This is a genomic window from Paraburkholderia sediminicola, assembly GCF_046026675.1.
GTDB lineage: Bacteria > Pseudomonadota > Gammaproteobacteria > Burkholderiales > Burkholderiaceae > Paraburkholderia > Paraburkholderia sediminicola_F.
The window spans coordinates 1,315,912-1,338,998 of record NZ_JAQQEY010000001.1 but is presented as its reverse complement, the minus strand read 5'-3'; the positions used below and the strand labels follow the sequence as shown (position 1 = coordinate 1,338,998).

The following is a 23,087-nucleotide window of genomic DNA, read 5'->3' as shown; positions in this document are numbered from 1 at the left end:
TGACCTGCGCGCGATTCGTCCTGCGGCACAGGTACAACCTGTTGGCTTTACCGGTGCACGCTGGTCCATTGCGACGACAGGCAGCCTGCGCCGCCTTACGATGAGTCGCCGCTTAAAGCACACCGCTCCGGTTCCTTGCACGAACGGAACCGGAGCGGTGCTTCCACCAGATCAACTACAGCGACCTCAGAACTTGTACGTTGCGCCGATTTGCGCGAAACGGCCAATGTAGGTATAGATCGACTGATCGTACCCGTTCTGATCCAACGTGCCATTCGCAAAGATCGGATCGTACGGCGGCGTACGGTTGAAGATGTTGTCGATACCGCCGTAGATCGTCCAGTGCTTGAAGCCCGTGTACGTCATCATCAGGTTGAACTGGCTGTACGATCCCACCCTGCTCGACGCGGCCGGATTCAGATTCTGCGCGTACGGACCCGTGAACTGCCACGTCAATGCTGCGTCGAACTTGTGGTATGTCCAGTCCAGGGTGGTGTTGCCCTTCCAGCGCGGGAAGCTGCCGCCGAACGGTTGCGTGAGGGTGAAGTTATTACCCGCGCCGTTCACCGGTGCTCCGCCCAGGAAGCCGATCTTGAAACTGTTCACATAAGCCCAGTCAGTCGACAAGGTGAACGTACCGGCGGTCGTCGTCGGCAGCGCCTGACGGAACGTGCCTTCGAAGCCGTTCGTGTCGAGGTAGCCGAGGTTCTGATACGGAATGACCTTGTACAGCACGTCGCCCGTAGTCGGATCGGTAGCAACTTGCGAAGGCGCGCCCTGGCCGATCACGTTATCGACGCGAATCTTGTACCAGTCAAGGCCAACATCGGTTGTACGGGTCGGTGACAACTGGAAGCCGATGTTGAAGTTCCGCGTACGCTCCGGCGCCAGGTTCGGATTACCCTCTGTGATCGAGGTGTAGTTCAGACCAGTGTTCGGATCCACCTGGATCCCGAGCGTTTGCGATTTGCTGTTTTCGACGAACGTCGGCGCACGGAAACCGCGGTCGTACGACGTGTACAACGTGAGCGCCTGAACCGGCTGATAGCGCAGCGCGAAGCGCGGCGAGAACGCACCGCCCACATCGCTGTAATGGTCGTAACGACCCGACTGGCTGAAGGTCAGGTTGTGCACAATCGGAATGTCCACCTGGTAATACACGGCCGCCACATTGCGCTGGCCGTTCACCGTCTGGAGATTCGGATTGATCACCAGGCCCTGCAGGAATTCTGCACCCGGCGTGAGCACTTCGCTCTGGTGCGTGAACTGCGCACCGAACCCGAGACCCACGTCGCCGGCCGGCAGATGGAACAGCTCAGGCGTCGACAACGTCGCGTCGACGGTATCGAGCTTCGAGACACCCAGGTTGTTCGCATCCATGTACAGCCCGTTGAACGCATTGGGCGTAGCCGACGGATTCGCGAAATTCAGCGTCCCGTTCTGGTAAATGTTCGTCAGTGCGGCGGTGTTCAGCTGGTTCGTGTAGGTGTTCGCCACCGTGCTTTGCGAGTGGCTGACCGACGTCGCCCAATCCCATTCACCGTTCGGCAGGTTGAACGAACCCTTGATACCCGTGGATGCGCGCCAGTAGGTGGCATCCGTCTTTTCCGATACCGTGTTCGGGAAAGCATACGTGAGCGGCGTGCCAACCCCGAACGGGTTGTACGGGTTGGTCGCCGGCACAACCGTGCTAAACGGGGTGAGCAGCTTCGTCTGCGGGTTCAACACCAGCGTGGGATTCTGCGGATTGCCGACCACATTGCCCCACAGACCGTCGTTGGTCGTGGTCGTGTTTCTGCTGATCAGGAAGTCGCCGAACGCCGTGGTCGTATCGTTGATCTTGAAATCAGCGTGAAGCTTCGCATTGAGACGCTCGGTCATCGGCGCGATGGACGTGCCTTCCGCGGTATTGAATGCGCAGACCGTGCCAGCCTTGCCGGCAGTCAGCGAATTGGTGGCTGCAGGGTGCACCGAACCGCCGGACGGACAGCCGCTCAACGCCTGCACGCTACCGTCGGGCATATTCCAGTACGACGGCGCGAGCAACGAAAGGCCGCCCGGTTGATTGGTGAAATCCTGGTTGCGCGTCGAGTCGCGGTCTGCGAGCGTGAAGCCGTTCGACTTGTAGTAGCTCGCGGCAGCCGTCACGTTGAAGCGATCGGAGTTGAGATCGCCGAAGCCCCCGAGCGCGCCGAATTTGGTCGTGCCGGCACCGCCGCCACCGTTGATGGCGCTGCCGTAGCTGCCGTCGAGTTGCAGGCCCTGGAAGTCGTGCTTCGTGATGATGTTGACCACGCCTGCGATAGCGTCCGAGCCGTATTGCGACACGGCGCCCGTCTTCACGATTTCGATGCGGTCGATGGAATTCAACGGCAGCGTGTTCAGGTCGAAGAAGGAGTCGACGCTGTTCGAGAAAAACGCGAACGGCGCCACGCGCTGTCCATCCACCAGCACCAGCGTGTACTTTTCGCTAAGGCCGCGCAGAGCGATACCCGCAGCGCCTGCAGCGAAGTTGCCGGACTGGCCTTCGCTCCAGCTATTCGCCGAGTTAGCCGAGGTGTCGCGCAGAAAATCGGAGACAGTCGTTGCACCGCTATTCTGAATGTCTTTCTGCGTAACCGTCTGAACCTGGTTGAAGCCGACCTTGTCCGAGCTGCGGATCAGCGACCCGGTCACTTCGAATTTCTTCAGTTGCTGAACGCCTTTGCCAGCCGGCGTCGCGGTCGTGTTGTCCGCGGACGGTGTCGCGGCGGTGCCCGATGCCGGAGTTGCAGCCGCTGCCGGCGTGCTCTCCGTCGTCGCGCCTGCCGCGGTTCCGGTGGTGGCCGGCTGGCTTTGTGCAAACGCCGGTACGGCGATTACGGCCGACAATGCCAGTTCAGCCCAGATTATTCTTTTGATGGCCAACGCCAATGCCCTTTGTTTCATTTTCCCCTTCCCGCTCGTCAATTAAGGCCACAGCTGTGTGTGTGAAGAGAGGTCTTGTGAACCTCCCCACTCGATATACGGCGATCTTGCGCCGCGCTCCGTCAAAGCTGACCCGTCCTTCCATGGCCTGGCAAACCGGTCAACAGCTCACCAGTTTGCAAATACAGACAGAAAGACGGGACACTTCAGATACTTCAATATCGGACTACTTATTTATTACAAACGAAATGCGCAGCGCTTTCTAATTGTTTTCACTTCTACTACCTCGGGCTCTGACTATTGGGGCAATGCGCCCCTAACCAGATTCATTCCCGACTCAACCTTAAGTAATGCTTACAAATATGGCTTGACCGCTTTCGACGAAAGCATGGAGCAAAGGCATCTAAAACAATCTTGGCGTGCCGACCCAGACGACCACCGCTTCTTCGCGGGCGGTATTGCACCAGGCGTGAGGCACAGTGGACTCGTAGTGCGCGGTGTCACCGGCCTGCAATACGAACGTTGTACCTTCTAACGTGAGCGATATCTGGCCGCTCATCACATACAAGAACTCTTCCCCTGCATGCGTCGTGACTTCCGACGGGTTCTGTCCCACCGGCATCCTGACGAGAATCACTTCCAGCTTGCTGCCAACCGACAGGTTCGTCAGCCGTCCAAAAAGATTCGCGGTTCCGTCGAACCCGAAGTACTTCAGCTCTTTTCCTCTTTGCACCGACTTGTCTTCAGTTGGCGTATCGACGAAGTACTGCACCGTCACACCTAAAGCCCGAGCAATGCCAACGAGCGAGGTAATCGAAGGTGTTGCGTGACCTCGTTCCACCTGCGACAAAAAGGGCTTGGAAATTCCCGCCGTGGTTGCCACTTCATCCAGCGTGCGCTTGAGCCGTTGGCGAAGCGCGCGAATTTTGCTTCCTATCGAAACTGCGACCTGTGCCTTGTTATCGAGTGGCAAAACCATAGCAAGACAGAATCCCGTAGTCAAAATTAGTTTGATAAAACGAAACTATGTTTCGTTGAGTGCAACATCCTCCCTAAGACATGCGCGATATGCCTGGTTAGTGGCCGCGGAAAGTGACTCCATCAAGGCGATCGCCGGGACACTTCCGTACTTGCCGTGAACCGGGCGATAGCTGTGCACGCAACCACACCCGTCTATTCGCGACTGCCTGTGTCCCATACTGCGAGAATGTGCCACCCGGTTCGATGCACGGATACCTCGGAGGCACTTCGCAGGAAGAAACATATCGGGACCAGGGTGCCGCTACTTCGACGCCACCAGCACCCACAAACGGGCGAGGTCGGCCGAACCATCGGTGCCCTTCACTGCGCGGAAGGTTTGCACTGCACGCGCTTTATCGCCCGCCATGTAGTACGCCTCGCCGAGATGCAGTTGTGCCTGGTCCAGGTGATCGATTCCGCCCTTCGCGATCGCAGCGTCCATTGCCGTCAACCCCTGCTTCGCCTGCCCCGCGAAGACCTCGTTGAAGGCGACGTCGACCGGCGCGACAGGGTTCGCGGGATCCGCTGGCGCTTGCGCCCGTTTCGCGGCAAGTGCCTGCAGCCGCTTCTCGCGATCGGCCTGTGCATCGTGGCCCAGAACGCCTGACGCAAAACCTTGATCGATAACCTGCTTGCCTTCGGCCGTGGTGCCGGCCACGATCGCGAGCTGCGTCATTTCCATGTAATCGTCGGCGGTACTGAGCGAGCCAGTCGCACGGCGCAGACGGAAGGTGTCGATATCCAGCGCCGACGAATAGCCGGGTTTGCTGCGAATCGCGTTGAACAGATCGTCCCAGTAAGACTGCTTCGGATGATAGGCAACCAGCTTTTCGAGCGTGCTGCGGTACGTCGCATCATCTTTTACTCGTTGCGCGCACGTGCCGAGCAATTGCAGTTGCGACTCATCGGGCGCGTGACCGGCGCGCACTTGCGCATCGATGCCCGGTTTGAGCAGGCTCACCACGCTGCCGCAATCGTTTGACAGGTAGTAAGACTGAACTAGCAATGTGCGCATGTCGGGATCGCTGCCGCCCGACTTCAGATAGCGTTGCGCGACCTTCGCAGACTGTGCGTAGTTTTTCTGCTGGAAGTAGATGCCTGCAAGCGCCGCGGTGGTGCGCTGCTCATCAGCGCCGGTCAGGCGCCCTGAACCCAGCAAGGTTTCGTAGGCCTGGGCGGCCACACCGGATTCACCGGCTGCCGCTGCCGCGGCGCCGCGCATCTCCTGAATCATATAGCTTTCATAGGGCGTTTTGCCCGGCACGGCGTCGGCCTGATCGATCTTCGTCAACGCATCCTTGTACTTGTGCGCGCGATACAGATCCTGCGCGGCATTCAGCGGCTTCGCCACATCCGGCCGCAAGGTGTCCGCAGCATGAGACGTGGCCGGCAGCACGACGAGCGCGGACAGCCCTCCGATAGCGGCCGCGATGACGGCGCGCTTGAACCGTTGATGGATCGTTAGCATTCCACTTCCCTATTGCATGTACTGCTCGTTACCGATCAGGCCGATTTTCGTCGCGCCCAGTCGTTGCGCGGACGCCATCACCGCGGCGACATCCTTGTACGGCACCAGCTTGTTAGGCCGCAGGTGGATTTCCGCCTGGACCGGTTCGGCAGCCACCTGTGCAAGCCTGGATTCCAGCGCCGCGCGGTTAGGTACCGGCTGACCGTTCCAGGTCGTGGTGCCGTCGAAGTCGATATCGATCTGGACCACTTCCGGCTGCGTGATCGGCGGCGGCGGATTGCCGACCGGCAAGTTCATCTTGATGGCATGCGTCTGGATCGGAATCGTGATGATCAACATGATCAGCAACACCAGCATCACGTCGATCAACGGCGTGGTGTTGATATCGACCATCACATCCGGTTCGGAACTGCCGCCGCCCGAAGATACGTTCATTCCCATGATCACCTCCTGTCGATTGGACTTGGCGCTTTAGCGCTTAGTCCAATCCCATGCAAAGCTGTCGACCAGAGTTGGTGCAAAGCTCTTACTCTGGTCCCATGCAAAGCTAGCCGCCGCGTGCGGGCGGCTCAGTAATAAACGAAACCTTGGCGATACCGGCGCGCTCGCACGCGGTAATGACCCGGCCGATGAACTCATAACGCGCGCTCTGGTCGCCGCGAACGTGCACTTCCGGTTGCGGCGTCATGACCGACACGGTTTTCAGGCGTGTCAGCAGCGTAGGCCCATCCACCTGCTTCTCGTTCCAGAAGAAATCGCCGTCGTGGTTGACCGCAATGACGATACTTTTTGGCGTGGTCTGCAGCGGCTGGATCGTCTCCTTCGGCAGTTGCACCGGCACCGTATGCGTCACCACCGGAATCGTGATCAGAAAGATGATCAGCAGAACCAGCATCACATCGACAAGCGGCGTGGTGTTGATACTGGAGATGACCTCGTCGTTATCATCCTGCCCAACGCTCATAGCCATGACAGACTCCGCTTATTGGGCCAGCGATGCTTCACGAGCCGAAGCGCGTGCCGAGCGCCGGCTGCCTGCGAGCAAGACAGTGTGCAGTTGTGCGCCGAACGCACGAACACGCTCCATCACCGACTTGTTGCGGCGAACCAGGAAGTTGTAGCCAAGCACAGCCGGCACGGCGACGGCGAGACCGATCGCGGTCATGATCAGCGCCTCGCCCACCGGGCCCGCGACCTTGTCGATCGAAGCCTGGCCGGCGATACCGATTGCCGTCAGCGCGTGATAAATCCCCCACACCGTACCGAACAGACCGACGAACGGCGCTGTTGAGCCAACCGTACCGAGGAACGCCAGGCCGTCTTGCAGACGGTTCGACACATTGGTGATCGCACGCTCGACCGACGTATCAATCCACGTGTTGCGGTCGACGGCTTCGAGCAGGGCTTCGTCATGATGCTCGCCTGCCTCGATGGCCGTTTCGGCGATGAAGCGGAACGGTGATGCTTCGTCGAGCAGCTTCGCACCTTCGACCAGCGACGGCGCGGTCCACAGCTGTTCGTCGGCACTCTTCGCACGGCGGTTCGCACGGAACTGCTCGAAGAACTTGGTGATCATGATGTACCAGCTGCCCATCGACATGAGCACCAGCAGAATCAGCACGAAGCGTGCAACGAAGTCACCGTTCTTCCAGAGCGCGCCGAGACCGTACGGGTTGTTGACCGTTTCGGACGTAGCCGGCGCCGGCGGCGGCGTCGCTTCGTCTGCGGCCGGGGCGGCCGTTTGCGGTGCGGCGGTGGTGGCAGTGGTGGCAGCCGACGCGCTCGCGTCGCTCGCTTGCGCGTGAGCCATTTGCGGTGCCACAAAGGTATCCACCGTGGTTACGGCGAACAACATGGTTGCCGCCAATGCGGCGAGAGTACGCTTCTTCATGCCTGCTCCAAGTTCATTAGTACAACTTCTAAACCAAGACTGATAAATCGCTACCGGTACCGAACAGCCCGTGGGTTTCAGTTCAGATTAAACGAGAACGGAACTTGCACACGGACAGCCTGGCCTTGGGAAACGCACGTGAACTGCTTGACCGCGTTGAAGGCCGCGCGATCCAGTGAGGAATCGTCCGCCGATTTGGCAACACGTTCATTCGTAATATGGCCCTGCGGGTCGACTACAAATTCAATCAGCACATCACCCGTCACGTTGTTCTCCTGCGCTTCCTTCGGGTAGCGAATCGACGAACGAATCTGATCCGAGTTCGGGCACACGACCCCTACTTCAGCGCTCACGGGCTTGCTCGGCGCGGGAGGCGCCGGCGGTGCGGGCGCGACGGCGGGCGCCGATACCACCGGTGCGGCCTGGTGCGTGATGGTCGGCTGGGGCGGCGTTTGCACCTGCACTTCCGGCGGCGGCACGAACGGCGGCGGCGGCGGTGCGAACTTCGGCGGCGGCAATTGCACGGTGGGCAACGGCGGCGGCGGAGGCGGTTTCACCGGCTCGATGATCTTGGTTTCGATTGGATGCTGGATGACCTGCACGACCTTGGTGGCAAGGCCGTTGATGAGTGCATAGATCAGCACGATGTGCAGGAGCAGAACAACTGCGATACCGCCGAAACGGCGTACTGGGTTTTGCTGCTTGCGCCCAAACTCACGCGGGCGTCCTGGCCTCTCCATACGGGCCGTTGCTGCCGGAAATTGCCCTTCGACTTTCGTACCCACCTTTACTCCTCCGGCGTGAACCGTCCATTTCTGTAACTGCAGTGCGCTTACGTACGGCAAACAACGTTCACTTCAGACAATCGCATCCACTGCTCGGGGCCTTTGATTTGTAGTCCAAAATTTATGCCGCAGGGCCCAACCCTGATGCAATGGCATGGGTATGGCTTTGAGACGCCGCGACGGCACTTCAGCGCAGCCGAACGATCATCTAGGTAGAAGTACTAATAGATTAATTTCGACCGGCTCATTTCCGTCTGGCATGAATATGCTGAAGACAATTTGATCGAAGCGCGCTGCAGCTCCTGAACTTTTTGCGCGTTTGTCACCTGCATTTCATGGGAGGCAACAATAGCAGGACAAAAAATGCGGGGTCAAACTTTTTTTGATGGGAGCATACTAAGTTTAGAGAGAACACTCTAACTAATGCCGTATTCGCGTCGCTTCAAAAGAATAAGCGTGTGTCGAACAGATGCAAGCGCGCCATGCGCGGCTCGCTAATTGGGATGAAGCCGCTATTGCGGGCTTCCGTGACACGCCATGAACTGCTGACGGGTCGCTGGCGATACGTGGCGCAAAGGCCTGCTGGGTGGGCGTTACGCGAGGATTGCGCAGCAACCTCGACGAATCTCGAACAGGTCATCCAACGTACGTTTCAAGCGCCGACCAGCGGCCTGCGTTAAGGCCAGGAAGATAGCAGAAGAAAAACACCGTTTCCAAATTTTTTTAGCGGTATTTACGACACTCTAAATACACATTTCAATTACGCCATTTATATAATTACAAAATCATTCCAAAAATTACATATAGCCGACGATAACAATAATGCCCGACTCGGACATACCAAGCGTATCGACAATACTCGTTCATGGAACGCCAGTGGCCAATTGGTTTATGCGTGAGCCGCCATGTATGTGCGGCTCTCCAGACCGGACGAGCAAACCGGAACGACGCAAAGCCGATTGCGCCGCTCCGCTGCCTCAACCGTTGGTTCCCTCGCTCGCGACGATTGCTGCGTCGTTCCGCGTGCGCGCAAGCACGGGACGCAAGGCCGCACCGGTGTGACTCGCCGCAACACGCGACAATCCTTCGGGATCCGTAGCAGCGACAATCGTGCCGCCGCCCACACCACCTTCCGGACCGAGGTCAATGATCCAGTCCGCCTCGGCAATTACGTCGAGATCGTGCTCGATGACGACGACGCTATGACCGCCATCCGCGAGACGATGCAACACGCGGATCAGCTTCGCGACGTCGGCCATATGCAAGCCGACAGTCGGTTCGTCCAGCACATACAGCGTGTGCGGCGGCTTCTGACCACGACGCGTGATGTCGTCACGCACCTTGCTTAGCTCGGTGACGAGCTTGATACGCTGCGCTTCACCGCCCGACAAGGTAGGCGACGGCTGGCCAAGCGTCAGATAACCGAGCCCGACATCTTTCATCAATTGCAATGGATGCGCGATGTTCGAAATCGGCGCGAAGAACTCGACGGCTTCATCGATTTCCATGGTCAGTACGTCGCCGATATTCTTGCCGCGCCACGTGACCGCCAGTGTCTCGGGGTTGAAACGCTGCCCGTGACAAACGTCGCATGGCACTTTCACGTCGGGCAGGAAGCTCATGCCGATGGTGCGCACGCCCTGCCCTTCGCAGGCGGGGCAACGTCCTTCGCCGGTGTTGAACGAGAAACGCGATGCCGTATAGCCACGCGCGCGCGCTTCGAGCGTGCCGGCGAACAGCTTGCGGATCGCATCCCACACGCCGATGTAGGTCGCCGGACACGAGCGCGGTGTTTTGCCGATCGGTGTCTGATCGACTTCGAGCACACGGTCGATGGTTTCCCAGCCTGTGATCGCATCGCACCCTTGCCAGGCATGTGTGACGTTCAGCGGCGCGCGCGGCGCCGTGCGCGCCAACACGCTCGAACGCCGATTCGCCGCCGGCTGGGTCTCGGCCGCCGCGCGTGCACGCCGCGTGGCCGGCGACGACAGCACCGAGCGCCCCACCGCGTCCAGCAGATTGGCCATCAACACGTCGCGCGCGAGCGTCGATTTGCCCGAACCGCTCACGCCCGTCACCGCTACCAGCCGTGAAAGCGGGATGCCGACGGTGACGTTCTGCAGGTTGTGCAGCTTGCCGCCATGCACCGTAAGCCAGTTCTCCGGCACCGCGGCGGCGCGCTTTGTCGGCGCGACCACCTCGCGGCGCGGCTGCAGCGGATGCACGATCGGATTGGCGAGAAACTGCCCGGTCAGTGAATCGGGCTGAGCCGACAGATCGGCCACGCTGCCTTGCGCGACCAACATGCCGCCGCGTTTGCCCGCGCCCGGCCCGATATCGATGATGTGATCGGCGCGCCGAATCGTGTCCTCGTCATGCTCGACCACCACCAACGTATTGCCCTTTTCGCCCAGCTTGCGCAAGGCATTGAGCAGAATCTGGTTGTCGCGCGGATGCAAGCCGATGGTCGGCTCGTCGAGCACGTAGCACACGCCTTGCAGGTTGCTGCCCAGTTGCGCGGCAAGCCGGATGCGCTGCGCTTCGCCGCCCGACAGACTCGGTGCCGCGCGATCGAGACTCAGATAACCGAGCCCGACTTCTTCCAGAAACTGCAGGCGGCTGCCGATTTCACTGACCACGTCGCGCGCGATTTCCGCGTCCCGACCGCTCATCTCCAGCGTGTCGATCCACGCGCGCGTATCGGACACCGTCCATTGCGCGACGTCGACGATGGCCTGCTCGCCGAACGTGACCGCGCGCGCAATGGGGTTCAGACGCGTACCGGCGCAGTCCGCACACGGCTCGTCGACGAGACCTTCCGGTTCCTGCTCCTCGGAAGGCAAGCTCTGCTCGCGGCCGCGGTTGTCGTCGACGATCACGGTGTCGTCGTAGGCCGCGCGCTGTTCGCGCGTCAGCGCGAGACCCGTGCCGACGCATGTCGTACACCAGCCATGCTTGCTGTTATACGAGAACATGCGCGGATCGAGTTCGGGATAGCTAGTACCGCATACCGGACAGGCGCGCTTGGTGGACAGTACCTTCACCGAGCCGAGTTTCGCCGTAGGACGGCCCCCGCTGATCGCGTCGTGCAAACCGTCGAGTGGCGCCAGCAGATGCATGACACCCTTGCCGATTTCCAGCGTCTGATCGAGCGCCTGGCGCAATTCCACTTCCTGATCGGGCGATACGACAAGATCGGTCACCGGCAACTCGATGGTGTGTTCGCGGAAACGATCGAGCTTCGGCCACGGGTCCACCGGCACGAACTCGCCGTCTACACGCAGATGCGTATTACCGCGCGCTTTCGCCCACTTCGCGAGATCGGTATAGACGCCCTTGCGGTTCACGACCAGCGGTGCGAGGAAACCGACGTGCTGCCCTTTGTGATCACGCAGCAATTGCGCCGCAATCGATTCGACGCTTTGCGATGTAACAGGCGTGCCGTCGTGGATGCAGTGCTGCAGACCGAGCTTCACGTACAGCAGGCGCAGGAAGTGCCACACTTCGGATGTGGTCGCCACGGTACTCTTGCGGCCGCCGCGCGACAAACGCTGCTCGATCGCAACGGTGGGCGGAATGCCATACACCGCGTCGACCTCGGGCCGACCGGCCGGCTGCACGATGGACCGTGCGTACGCGTTCAGCGATTCGAGGTAACGGCGTTGCCCTTCGTGGAACAGAATGTCGAAGGCCAGCGTGGACTTGCCCGAACCGGAGACACCCGTAATCACGTTGAATTTGCCGTGCGGAATATCCACATCCAGCGATTTCAGATTGTGCTCGCGCGCATTGACGATACGCACCACGTCCTCGCCTTCGATCGCCCGCCGCGCACGCGCCGCGCTCAACGCCTTTTGCAACGGCACACCTTGCGATTCCGGTTCGCTCGCCGCGTTCATGGCGCGGTCGTATTGCAGCAATGCCTCGCCGGTATGCGATTCCGGACAAAGCTTGACGTCTTCCGGCGTGCCCGCGCACAGCACCCGGCCACCGCCGTCGCCGCCCTCAGGGCCGAGGTCGATCAACCAATCGGCCGCACGGATCACGTCGAGATTGTGTTCAATCACGATCAGCGAATGACCGCTCGCCAGCAGCTTGCCGAACGCCTGCATCAGCTTGGCGATGTCGTCGAAATGCAGACCGGTGGTCGGCTCGTCAAACATGAACAGGCGTTTTGCGACCGGCTGCTTCGCGCTACGCGCGGTGCGCGCCTGTGCCGATTCCGCGAGGAAGCCGGCAAGCTTGAGCCGCTGCGCTTCACCACCGGATAACGTGGGCACCGGCTGGCCGAGCTTCACGTATTCGAGACCCACGTCGACGATTGGCTGCAGCACGCGCAATACTTCGGCATCCTTGGCGAAGTAGGCGGTGGCCTCGCTCACCGTCAATTCCAGTACGTCGGCAATGCTCAAAGCACGCGCCGGCTCGCCGCGCTCGATTTTGACTTCGAGCAGTTCTGCGCGATAACGGCGCCCATCGCAATCCGGGCAGCGCAGGTAGACGTCGCTCAGGAACTGCATTTCAATGTGCTCGAAGCCCGAGCCGCCGCAGGTCGGGCAGCGCCCGTCTCCGGAGTTGAAGCTGAACATACCGGGGCCGTAACCGCGTTGCTGCGCGAGCGGCGCCTTGGCGAAGAGCTTGCGGATTTCGTCGAAAGCACCCACGTAGCTGGCCGGATTCGAGCGTGCGGTCTTGCCGATCGGCGATTGGTCGACAAATACCACGTCAGTAACCTGGTCAGCGCCGCTCAGGCTCATGAATGAGCCGGGCGATTCGGTGGCGAGACCGAAGTGCCGCGCCATGGCCGGATACAAAACGTCCTGCAGCAAGGTGGACTTGCCGGAGCCCGATACACCCGTCACGCAGACAAGCCGCTGCAGCGGAATCTCGACAGTTACGTCGCGCAAGTTGTGCTCGGTCGCGCCTTCGAGGACGATGCGCGGCGTGCTGTCATCCACGGGACGTTGCGACCAGTGCGCCGCGTCCGCTACATGCCGGCGACCGCCCAGGTACTCACCTGTCAGCGTGCCGGATGAGCGAATCGCTTCAGGCGCGCCGTCGTAAATGATCGAGCCGCCCCGTTCGCCTGGCCCGGGACCCATGTCGATCAGACGATCCGCCGCGAGCATCACCGAGGGATCGTGTTCGACCACCACCAGCGTATTGCCCGCATCGCGCAGCCTATGCATCGCCTCGACGATCCGGTTCAGATCGCGCGGATGCAGGCCGATGCTCGGTTCGTCGAGCACGAACAGGGTTTTGGTCAGCGAGGTGCCGAGCGCTGTGGTCAGGTTGATCCGCTGCACCTCGCCGCCCGACAGCGTGCGGCTTTGCCGGTCGAGCGTCAGATAGCCGAGGCCGACGTCGCACAGATATTTGAGGCGCGTGCGCACTTCGGCGAGCAACAGCTTGAGTGCGTCGTCGAGCAAAGCGCTAGGCAGGCTGATCTCGTCGAAGAAACGCCGGATGCGCTCGATCGGCATCAGCATCAGATCGTGCACGGTCAGACCCGGCAAGGCTTCGAGTTGTGCACGCTTCCACTCGACGCCCCGTGGCATGAAGCGCTTTTCGGGTGCCAGCACCTCGTCGGCATTCCGCTTGCTGCCCAAGCGCCACAACAGCGATTCCGTTTTCAGACGCGCGCCGCCACAGGTCTCGCACGGCGTATAGCTACGGTACTTCGACAGCAACACGCGGATGTGCATCTTGTACGCTTTCGATTCGAGATACTCGAAGAAGCGTTTGACGCCGTACCAATGGCTTTGCCACTTGCCGTTCCAGTCCGGCGAGCCGTTGATGACCCAGTCGCGTTCGGCGTCCGTCAGCTCGCCCCAAGGCGTGCCGCGGCGGATATCGGCTTTCGCCGCGTAGCGCATCAGGTCGTCCTGACATTCTTTCCAGGCGGGCGTTTGCATCGGCTTGATCGCACCGTCGCGCAGCGTCTTGCGCGCGTCGGGAATCACCAGGCCGAGGTCGACGCCGATCACGCGGCCGAACCCGCGGCAGACTTCGCACGCGCCGTAAGCCGAGTTGAACGAGAACAACGCCGGCTGCGGATCCGCGTAGCGCAGGTCGCTCTCGGGGCTGTGCAGGCCGGTGGAGAAGCGCCAGATTTGCGGCTCGGCTTCTTTGGCTTCCGGCGACTCTGGCGCGGCCGGCAGCACGTAAATATTGACGCGGCCGCCACCACGCTTGAGCGATGCCTCGATCGCTTCGACCACCCGTTGCTTGTCGACCGAGCTCAAACGGAAGCGGTCAGCCACCACGTCGAGCAGCTTGCGCTTGCCGGTGGGCGAATCGACTTCGCGCTGCGCCTGCACACGCGTGTAACCGCTTGCTGAGAGCCATTGCTCCACTTCCTGCTCGGACGCTGTCTCCGGCAACTCGACCGGGAACGTAACGACCAGCCGCGAATCATTCGCCGCGGTCCGCTCGAGCAGCTCGGCGTAGATCGTTTCGGGCGTGTCGTGGCGCACCTGCAGCGAGGTCTTGCGATCGAACAGTTCGGCCGCGCGCGCGTAGAGCAGTTTCAGGTGATCGTTGAGCTCCGTCATGGTGCCGACGGTGGAGCGCGAACTGCGCACCGGGTTGGTCTGGTCAATCGCGATAGCGGGCGGTACGCCGTCGACCCGGTCGACTTGCGGCCGGTCCATACGGTCGAGAAACTGCCGGGCGTAGGCGCTGAAGGTTTCGACGTAGCGCCGCTGCCCTTCCGCGTACAACGTGTCGAACACGAGGCTCGACTTGCCGGAACCGGACGGCCCGGTGACGACCGTCATTTCCCCGGTTCGTACATCAAGATCGACGTTTTTCAGGTTGTGCTGGCGTGCGCCGCGAATGCGGATAATTCCGTTAGATGCCAATTTTTCCGACCGTCAGAATGAGTGGACCACCTCTCACGGACGCCTCGCGACCGCGCAAGTTCGGGATACCCAGCTGGCGGAACGACACGCCAAAGGCCAGGTTGTAGGGGGATACTATACTGTATATTTATACAGTTTTCCATGACACGGCGCGGCTGCGCTGTCGCGGCGCCTCGGGCCAGGAATGGCGACGCCGAGCGCCCCCCGATCATCCGGCCAGCAAGCGATGTGCCGTTTCAAAGGGAACCATGCAGCCGTCAGGAAATGGCGGCGGAGGGAGGGAAATACAAGGTTTTCCGGCGCGGCGCGGGGCCGAGCACAAGCCGGAACCAGCCGGAACCAGCCGGATCTGGCCGACCCTAGCCGAAGACGCTTTCCACGTTAAACCGGCCCATCACCGGCGCCGCCGGTTCCGAAGTGGCCTGCGACACTCCGCTTCCTCCCAACGCGTAAGCCACGCAGCGTTTTGCCAGCACCTCGGTCGGATCGACAAGCCGCACCACCAACCCGTCCGGCCGCGTCAGCGTCGAACCGCGCAGCAGCAGCGGCAACTCGGTGCAACCCAGCACGATGACCTGCACGCCTTGCGCGACCAGGTCATCCACCGCAGCGGCGACGTCGTCACAGCACTCACCCGACGTGTAGCCCGCCTTGGCGCCACTCGGCCCATAAACCGCGTTCATGAGCCGGGCCTGGGCGGCCGCGGCCGGCGCGATCTGGACGAAGCCGCATGCTTCGAGCACCTTCTCGTAGACCCGGCTCGCCAGTGTGCCCGAGGTGGCCAGCACGCCGACTTCGCGCAGGCTCGGGAAAGCCTCGCGCAGATAATCGGCGGTACAGGTCAGCATATTGACGATCGGAATGGTCAACGCCGGCTGAATCCGTTCCACGAACGCATGCGCCGTATTGCACGGAATCGCGATGAGATCGGCGCCGCCCTCTTCGAGCGTCTTGCAGGCGGCATAGAGCGCGAGCGTCGGATCGTCGCCGTTGCCGAGCAGCGCTTCAGTGCGATCCGGAATCTGCGGATTCTGCTCGACCATCACCTTGATATGGTCCTGATCGCAGGCGGCCGGCGTGTTGCGCACCAGTTTCGCCATGAAATCGACAGTCGCCGCCGGGCCGACACCGCCCAGCACCCCCACCTTGAAACGCCGCTCCGGCTGCGCATATTGCGCCGCTGCAACGTAGCGCGCGTAGACGAGATTGGTATCGATAAACGGTACTTCCAGCGTGCCAAGTGCGCGCGCCACCAAGGGGATTTCAGCGAGCCCGGGAACGATGATCTCCGCACCTTGCGCAATGAGGTCCGCGCAAGCCGCGCGCAGCAATTCAACCGGCCGGCCGTACAGATACCCGCATTTGATGCCCTCGTCGCCGTACACAGCGCTCGTTACCCAATCAACGCCCGCTTCGTCACGCGGATGCAGAACGTCGAACCGCGCACTGTCGAAATAGCGTTCGAAAAGGCCGTGGTGGCGGATCGTGCCGGAAGTCAGCACGCCGATACGGCGAACCGACGGAAAAGCCTGCCGTACATGCGCCGAAAGCGCAGCCATGATGTTGGCGATCGGCGGCGCGACGTTCGCCGAGAGTTCGTCGATGAAAGTGTGGCTCAGGAAGCACGGCAAGACGATCGCGTCGACACCGCGTTTCTCGAAGGCGCGAATCGTGTCGAACACGTGAATCTTGAATGGCGCGCTCGCGGCGCCTGGCATTACCGGTCCTTGCCACGAATGCTGCTCGAGGACGAAGTCGAACGGCTTGGCCGCGCCGGGCCGGCGCCAGGCCGCGGTCATCCTGCTCAACACGTCGACGCTTGCGAGCGGCGACGCGCCCGTCACCACACCCAGCGAACGATGACGATACATGATGGCTTTCCCCTGTCGTTTTTCAGTTCGCCTTGATATTAGGATGCTTTCGGGGATTCAGGATGTTGTTAATCACGAAATAGCGGGTTTATGCCTGGCTGAGTGCTTACTGAATGTTTTCCCAGAGCGACGCCTGTCCGCGTTTTGTAATGGATCGATTGGCGTTGCCCTTGTTCGGGGCATACGGACAAACAGGCGCCACACACAACGCACCTGAACCTAGGCCACTTCGACAACACCTCGCGCCGCGCCTCGCTTGCGGCGCTCCAGCGTGCCGATGCAAATCAGCGAAACCCCGGCGAGGCAACTATAAAACACGGCCAACGGCCACCATGCGCCAGGATATCGATGCGCGAGCAACGTCCCGATCAACGGCGTCAAGCCGCCGGCCAATGCGGCGCACACCTGATAGGACAAAGAAATAGCCGAATATCGAACTCTCACCGGGAATGCAGTCGACATAAAGCCGGCCATCACCGCATAAGAACTCGACATGCACATCACCGCCAGCGCGATGCCGCACACAATCGCCACCGGCTGCCCGGTCGATACCAGCGCGAACATCGGATAAGGGGAAAGCATCGCCAACGCCGCTGCGCCCTTCAAAAACCTTCCGGTACCGATCCGTTGCGCGAACCATCCCGAGCCCAGTTGCGTGAACAACTGAATGAACGCCACCACGAACAGACAATCGAGAATCAGCGAACGATCGAGTCCAAGCGTCTGCGTCGTGTAATTCAGCATGAACGTATTGACGAACCAGGCACCGGCCACGCCGATAACATTCGCACCGAGACACAACAAGACCGTGCGCCACGCATCGCGCACAACCTCGGCGACCGGCAACGTCGCCACGCGCCGTTGTGCTTTCAGTGCCTTGAATTCAGGCGATTCGCCGACCCCCGCGCGGATCAGCAAACCCACCACCAGCAACACCGCGCTAGCGAGAAACGGCAGACGCCATCCCCAACTGAGAAACGCCTCCTTATCCATCGACGCCACCGCGCGAAACGCGAGCAGCGACAGGATCAATCCCGCCGGACTGCCGAGCTGCGCAAACGAAGCGAAGAAAGTACGCCTGCCCTGTGGCGCATGTTCGCTTGCCATCAGTACCGCGCCGCCCCACTCGCCACCGATCGCGATGCCTTGCGCGACGCGCAGCAGCACTAGCAACGCAGGCGCCCATATGCCGGCGCTCGCATAAGTTGGCAGGAAACCGATGCCGACCGTGCCGACACCCATGATCGCCAGCGTCGCGACGAGCGCCTTCTTGCGGCCGATGCGGTCGCCCAGGTGGCCGAACACGAGGCCGCCGAACGGTCGCGCGAAAAATCCCACCGCGAAGGTGCCGAACGAAGCCAGCGTGGCGAAGAACGGGTCGCTGCCAGGAAAGAACAGCTTGCCGAAAATCAGCGCGGATGCGGTGGCGTAGATGTAAAAGTCGTACCACTCGATTGTGGTGCCTACAAATGCCGCTGCTGCGGCACGGGTGGGTTGCCGGCCTGCGGCGAGGTCGTCTGGCTCGCGATTCATGTGTTTCGTCTCCAAGGTCGTTCTTCTGGATGGCGCGGCTTCTGCGTGCCGTCGCCGGAAAACTGCTTGCTGCGGTCAGGCTTTGAGTACACCCGCTTCGAGCAAACGCTGCTGGGTTGCAGCGTCGATGCCGAGTGCGTCGAGTACATCGCGTGTGTCGCCGCCGAGCGTTGGCGGCGCACTGCGATACGTGGCCGGCGTGCGCGACAGCTTGATCGGCGACGCCGTGCCGCGATACTCGCCCATCTCGATCACCATGCCGCGATGCAGCGTATGCGGATGGCGCGCGACGACGTCGACGGTTTGCACCGGTCCGCACGGCACGCCTGCATTGATCAATGCCTGAGCAAGCGGCTCGCAATCGTGCGAGGCGAGCAAGTCTTCGAGCGCGGCCTTCAGCGGCTCGCGATGCGCGCAGCGGCTGCGGTTGTCCACGTAGCGAGGATCGTCCGCGAGTTCCGGCGCGCCGAGATGCGCGCACAGCCGCGCGAACTGCCGGTCATTGCCGACAGCGAGAAAGATTGGCGCAGTCGCGGTCCGATAGCTGTCGTACGGCGTGATGTTCGGATGCGCATTACCGCTGCGCTCTGGCGTGCGGCCCGAGCCGAAATAGTTCGGTAGATGCGGATGCAGGAGCGACACGCCGCAGTCGTACAGCGCGATATCGATCGATTGACCATGCCCGCTTTTCGTGCGCTCGGCGAGCGCCAGCAGAATGCCGGCCAGCGCGTTTAAACCGGTGACCATATCGACGACCGGCAAGCCGACGCGCGTCGCTGGTCCGTCGCGTTCGCCGTTCACGCTCATCAGGCCGGTCATCGCCTGAATCGCGGCGTCGTAGCCCGGCAAGCCGCCGAGCGGACCGTCGGGGCCGAAGCCCGATACCGCGCAATGAATCAGCTTCGGGAAGCGTTCGCGCAAATCGCGCTCGTAGTCCATGCCCCAGCGCGCGAGCGTGCCGGGCTTGAAGTTTTCGACCAGCACGTCAGCGTCTTCGAGGAGTTTCCACAGAATGTCGCGGCCCTGGTCGCACGATAGATCGACCGCGATGCCCTGCTTGTTGCGGTTCACGCCGGCGAAGTACCACGCGGTGTCGCCGTAAAACGGCGGCCCCCAGCCGCGCGTTTCATCGCCGCCAGGGGGCTCCAGTTTGATGACCTGAGCACCGTGATCGGCCAGCGCTTGCGTGCAGTATGGGCCGCCGAGTACACGGCTGAGGTCGATGACTTTGATGCCTTGCAAGGCGCCTTGCGTTGCTTGCTTGCCGTTGTTCACATGTTCAGTCATTGCTCGCTCCCGGCCGGCAGCAGTTGCAATGCCTGGTCGAGCGTCACGCTGCGGCCATTGACCAGTGCATCAATGACACCGCTTTCATCGGAAGACGTCTGCACGGCGAGCGGGTCGAACGGCAGCAGCTTGTGCCGCAACACCAGATGGCTCAGCGCGAGACGGCGAACATCCGGCGCGAGACGCACGCCTTCGCAGGCCATGAGTACAGCTGTGCTCGCGTGATACAGGGCCGTGCCGGCCTGCCGGACCGACTCATCACGTCCGCACTCGGCGACGCTCGCAAGAGCATCACAAGCGCGCGTCAAAGTAGAACGAAGCACCTTGAGACTCGCAGCAGGCAACCCTGCCGCGCCAAGCATGTCCTGCAGATACGTGCGCAGCGGTTCGAGCGCGCCATCCCGTTTCGCCGCACGCGCGATGTCGAGCGCGACGATGTTGCTAGTGCCCTCCCAGATCGAACCGAGATGCGCGTCGCGCACGAGCCGCGCGTCACTCCACTCTTCGATGTAGCCCGTGCCACCGCGTACTTCCATCGCGTCACCGGTCACGCGGCGAGCATCGCGGCACGCGCGGAATTTGATCAGCGGCGTGAGAATGCGCACGCATTTCGCAGCCTGCCGATCGCCGGCGTCTGCTCTCTCCAGCAGCAAGGCGACCTGCATGAACATCGAGCGAGCCTGCTCCGCGGGCAGCATCATCTTGAGCAATTGCCGCTGCATCAGCGGCATATCGATCAGCTTGCGGCCGAACGCTTCGCGATTGCGCGCGATATGCAGTGCCTCGGTTAGCGCGCGGCGCATCAAGCCCGCCGCACGCACGCCGTTCGACAGACGCGACATGTTGATCATGTCGGCCATCTGGTGGAAGCCGCGCCCCACTTCGCCGATCAGATATGCCACGGCCCCTTCCAGCACGATCTCGCCGCTCGCCATCGAACGGCTGCCGAGCTTGTCCTTCAGACGCACGATCCGATAGCTGTTGCGCGAAGCGTCCGACAGGGTCTTCGGCAGCAGAAAAAGTCCAAGCCCGTTGATGCCTGCAGGTGCGTTGTCCACGTGCGCGAGCACCATCGCGAGATCGGCGTCGGCGTTCGAGCAGAACCATTTGTCGCCATAGAGACGCCAGGCTTCTTCGCCGTTCGCGCCGGATTCGAGCACTGCACGCGTCGCGATACGGGCAACGTCCGAGCCCGCTGCCTGTTCGGTCATGAACATCGCGCCCTGAAACAGTGTGTCGAAATCGCGCGACGCCAGCATCGGCAGAAACCGCGCGACCAGTTCGGGCGCGCCGAATTTGCGCAGCGTACGCGTGAGCGAATCGGTCATGCTGACGGGGCAACACAGGCCGAATTCCGCCTGCACGAACAGGAAGGTCAGTGCGTATTTGACCAGCGGCGGCGGTGCCTTTTTGCCTTCGCGGGTGTCGTGGCTCATCGACGCCAGCCCCAATTCGGCGTAGGCCACGCGTTCGAGCGCGACGTAATCGGGATGCTTGTCGATGCTTTGCAGCGCTTCGCCGCGCCGCGTGCGATACCGCAATCGCGGCGGATTCTTGTCGGCGGACAACGCCCAGACGTCGAGTTCGTCGGACGCTCGCTGGCCTAGCGAAACGAGTTGGCTTTCGAGTTCCTGATACAGCGCGTCGCCGAGATGCAGTTTGAGCAGACCGGCGAAGTCGGGATCGCTGCTGAAGAAGTTGATGCCCAAGCTGTCGGGAATATTGGACGAGCCGTGTGCCGGCTGCGCGGTGATTTCGCTCATGCTTGTCTCCTTTGTGGAAGGAGCATAGAAGCGGCTTCGATAATCGTCTAATACAACTTATATCCGGTACGATAGACGTAGCTTATCGTTCAAAGAACCGGAGACTGCCGTGGACCTGAAGCAATTGCGCTATTTCGTGGCTGTCGCCGAGGAATTGCATTTCGGCCGTGCGGCCAAGCGGCTGTTCATTTCGCAGCCGGCGCTCAGTTTCGATATCCGCAAGTTCGAGGAACAGTTGGGGGTGCAACTGCTCGCGCGCACCAACAAGACGGTCGCGCTGACAAACGCGGGGCAGGTGCTGCTTGGCGAAGCGCGCCGCTTGCTGCTGCAGGCGGGCGAAGCCGAACGCATCACGGTTCGATCGGCGCACGGGTTAGCCGGCCGCTTGCGGATCGGCTTTGTGAATTCGATGTTGTACCGCGGGATGCCGCAAGCGGTGAGTCGCTTCGAAGCTGACTATCCGGGCGTCGAAATCGTTTTGAAGGAGATGAATACCAGTGAACAGGTGCATGCGATCCAGCGGATGCAGATCGACATGGGCTGCGCGCATTGGGGCAATTTTCCGTCGGATGTGGTTTCGACGCCGATTTTTTCCGAGCCGTTTTTGTGCTGCTTGCCGGTTGATCATCCGCTGGCGCGAAAGCGCAAGGTCGATCTGCGGGCGTTGGCGCAGGAGCCGTTTATTCTTTTTCCGCGCACGGTGTCGCCGCATTATCACGATCTGATCATTGCGCAGTGTGTCGGGGCTGGGTTTAGTCCGTTAATTCGCCATGAGGCGCGGTTGTGGCAGACCGTTGTGACGATGGTTGGGTTTGGGATGGGGGTGGCGTTGGTGCCTTTTACCTTGCGGCAGGTGCAGGATCCGCGAGTTTGCTTTTTGCCCTTGCAGGGGGAGACGCTGCTGTCGCAGGTTTTGCTTTTGCGGAGGGGCGGCGATTCGGAGCCTGTCGCGGAGCGGTTTGTTGAGTATCTTACGGTGGGGACGTGACGTTTTTTTGCCTTCGGCGGCGCTTGTTTGTCAGTGTTCTTAGGGCGTTGGCCTTTCCTTGATTTGCTAGTGGTCTATTAGCGTTGCCCCTGTGCGGGGCGGCACCTACTTTTCTTTGCTTGCCGCAAAGAAAAGTAGGCAAAAGAAAGCGGCTCAAACCACTCCTGCTAAGTGGGCACCGTGGTTTGCACAGGGTAGTGGTGCATCTGGAATCCGCGTTCTCGCACATTCCACGCTAGTGACAAAGATGTCATCAACTCCCACTCCGCACTGCGTGCGTCGCGGACGGGTCTGCAGGGGAAACCACGGGTTCGGTTGAGGTTTGTGGGAGCCGTCGGCTTCGCCTCGGCGAGGCGCCTCTGCTCCCACCCGGGAACCCCCACTTCAAATGATATGTCGGTGCGCGGCAATCATCGTTCTGGTCCCGATCATGATCGCGGACCCAGTTGCGGATGCCGTTGCCCTTGCCGTTCCAATCGGAATCGGGATGATAATGGCGGGGCAATGACAAGCCACGGTCCGGTAGCGGTAGCGGTAGCGGTAGCGCCAAAACGTAGCGATTGGTTCTATGAAGTACTCTTCGGCGCGCGCAGCGCCGCCGGAAGTATGACGCCCTTGTCACTAGCGCATGCAGGGGCACGAACCCAGATTCCAGATGCACCACTACCCGCAGCAGACCACGGTGCCCACTTAGCATGAGCGGTTTGAGCC

Annotated in this window: 13 protein-coding genes; 1 reads left to right on the top strand and 12 read right to left on the bottom strand. The window is 61.2% G+C overall.

What is annotated here, in order from left to right:
• Positions 1-186: 186 nt before the first annotated feature.
• The 12 genes from PQQ86_RS05815 to PQQ86_RS05760 all read right to left on the bottom strand — a co-directional run bounded on the left by PQQ86_RS05815 (position 187) and on the right by PQQ86_RS05760 (position 21,388).
• Positions 187-2,928 carry a TonB-dependent receptor gene (locus PQQ86_RS05815; protein WP_408265302.1) on the bottom strand — a complete coding sequence of 914 codons (2,742 nt, stop codon included), beginning with the start codon at positions 2,926-2,928 and terminating at the stop codon, positions 187-189.
• 382 nt (positions 2,929-3,310) lie between these two features.
• The gene (locus PQQ86_RS05810) at positions 3,311-3,886 is read right to left on the bottom strand and encodes a helix-turn-helix domain-containing protein (protein WP_097391965.1); all 576 of its coding nucleotides are present in this window, start codon (positions 3,884-3,886) and stop codon (positions 3,311-3,313) included.
• Between the two features lie 303 nt (positions 3,887-4,189).
• A complete protein-coding gene (locus PQQ86_RS05805) occupies positions 4,190-5,395 on the bottom strand; it encodes a tetratricopeptide repeat protein (RefSeq protein WP_408265301.1) in 1,206 nt (401 codons plus the stop codon).
• Positions 5,396-5,404: 9 nt separating this feature from the next.
• The gene (locus PQQ86_RS05800) at positions 5,405-5,836 is read right to left on the bottom strand and encodes an ExbD/TolR family protein (protein ID WP_054043145.1); all 432 of its coding nucleotides are present in this window, start codon (positions 5,834-5,836) and stop codon (positions 5,405-5,407) included.
• A 106-nt stretch (positions 5,837-5,942) separates the two neighbouring features.
• Complete coding sequence (locus tag PQQ86_RS05795) at positions 5,943-6,365, bottom strand: ExbD/TolR family protein (protein WP_097391962.1); 423 nt, start codon at positions 6,363-6,365, stop codon at positions 5,943-5,945.
• A gap of 12 nt (positions 6,366-6,377) precedes the next feature.
• Positions 6,378-7,286 (bottom strand): MotA/TolQ/ExbB proton channel family protein, encoded by a 909-nt coding sequence (locus tag PQQ86_RS05790; protein ID WP_408265300.1) that lies wholly within the window; start codon positions 7,284-7,286, stop codon positions 6,378-6,380.
• Positions 7,287-7,363: 77 nt separating this feature from the next.
• The gene (locus tag PQQ86_RS05785) at positions 7,364-8,026 is read right to left on the bottom strand and encodes an energy transducer TonB (RefSeq protein WP_408270106.1); all 663 of its coding nucleotides are present in this window, start codon (positions 8,024-8,026) and stop codon (positions 7,364-7,366) included.
• Between the two features lie 1,022 nt (positions 8,027-9,048).
• The gene (uvrA, locus tag PQQ86_RS05780) at positions 9,049-14,934 is read right to left on the bottom strand and encodes an excinuclease ABC subunit UvrA (protein WP_408265299.1); all 5,886 of its coding nucleotides are present in this window, start codon (positions 14,932-14,934) and stop codon (positions 9,049-9,051) included.
• Positions 14,935-15,293: 359 nt separating this feature from the next.
• Entirely contained in the window at positions 15,294-16,805 is a 1,512-nt protein-coding gene (gene cuyB / locus PQQ86_RS05775; protein WP_408265298.1) for a cysteate racemase, read from the bottom strand.
• Positions 16,806-17,024: 219 nt separating this feature from the next.
• Complete coding sequence (locus PQQ86_RS05770; RefSeq protein WP_408265297.1) at positions 17,025-18,338, bottom strand: MFS transporter; 1,314 nt, start codon at positions 18,336-18,338, stop codon at positions 17,025-17,027.
• Between the two features lie 75 nt (positions 18,339-18,413).
• On the bottom strand, positions 18,414-19,625 hold the full coding sequence (locus PQQ86_RS05765) for a CaiB/BaiF CoA transferase family protein (RefSeq protein WP_408265296.1): 1,212 nt from the start codon (positions 19,623-19,625) through the stop codon (positions 18,414-18,416).
• Positions 19,622-21,388: an acyl-CoA dehydrogenase family protein gene (locus PQQ86_RS05760; RefSeq protein ID WP_408265295.1), complete on the bottom strand. Its 1,767-nt coding sequence runs from the start codon at positions 21,386-21,388 to the stop codon at positions 19,622-19,624. The genes PQQ86_RS05765 and PQQ86_RS05760 overlap by 4 nt, the downstream gene beginning before the upstream one ends.
• A 109-nt stretch (positions 21,389-21,497) precedes the next feature.
• Here PQQ86_RS05760 and PQQ86_RS05755 point away from each other — a divergent pair, with 109 nt between their 5' ends.
• Entirely contained in the window at positions 21,498-22,376 is an 879-nt protein-coding gene (locus tag PQQ86_RS05755) for a LysR family transcriptional regulator (protein ID WP_408265294.1), read from the top strand.
• The last annotated feature ends 711 nt before the right edge of the window (positions 22,377-23,087 follow it).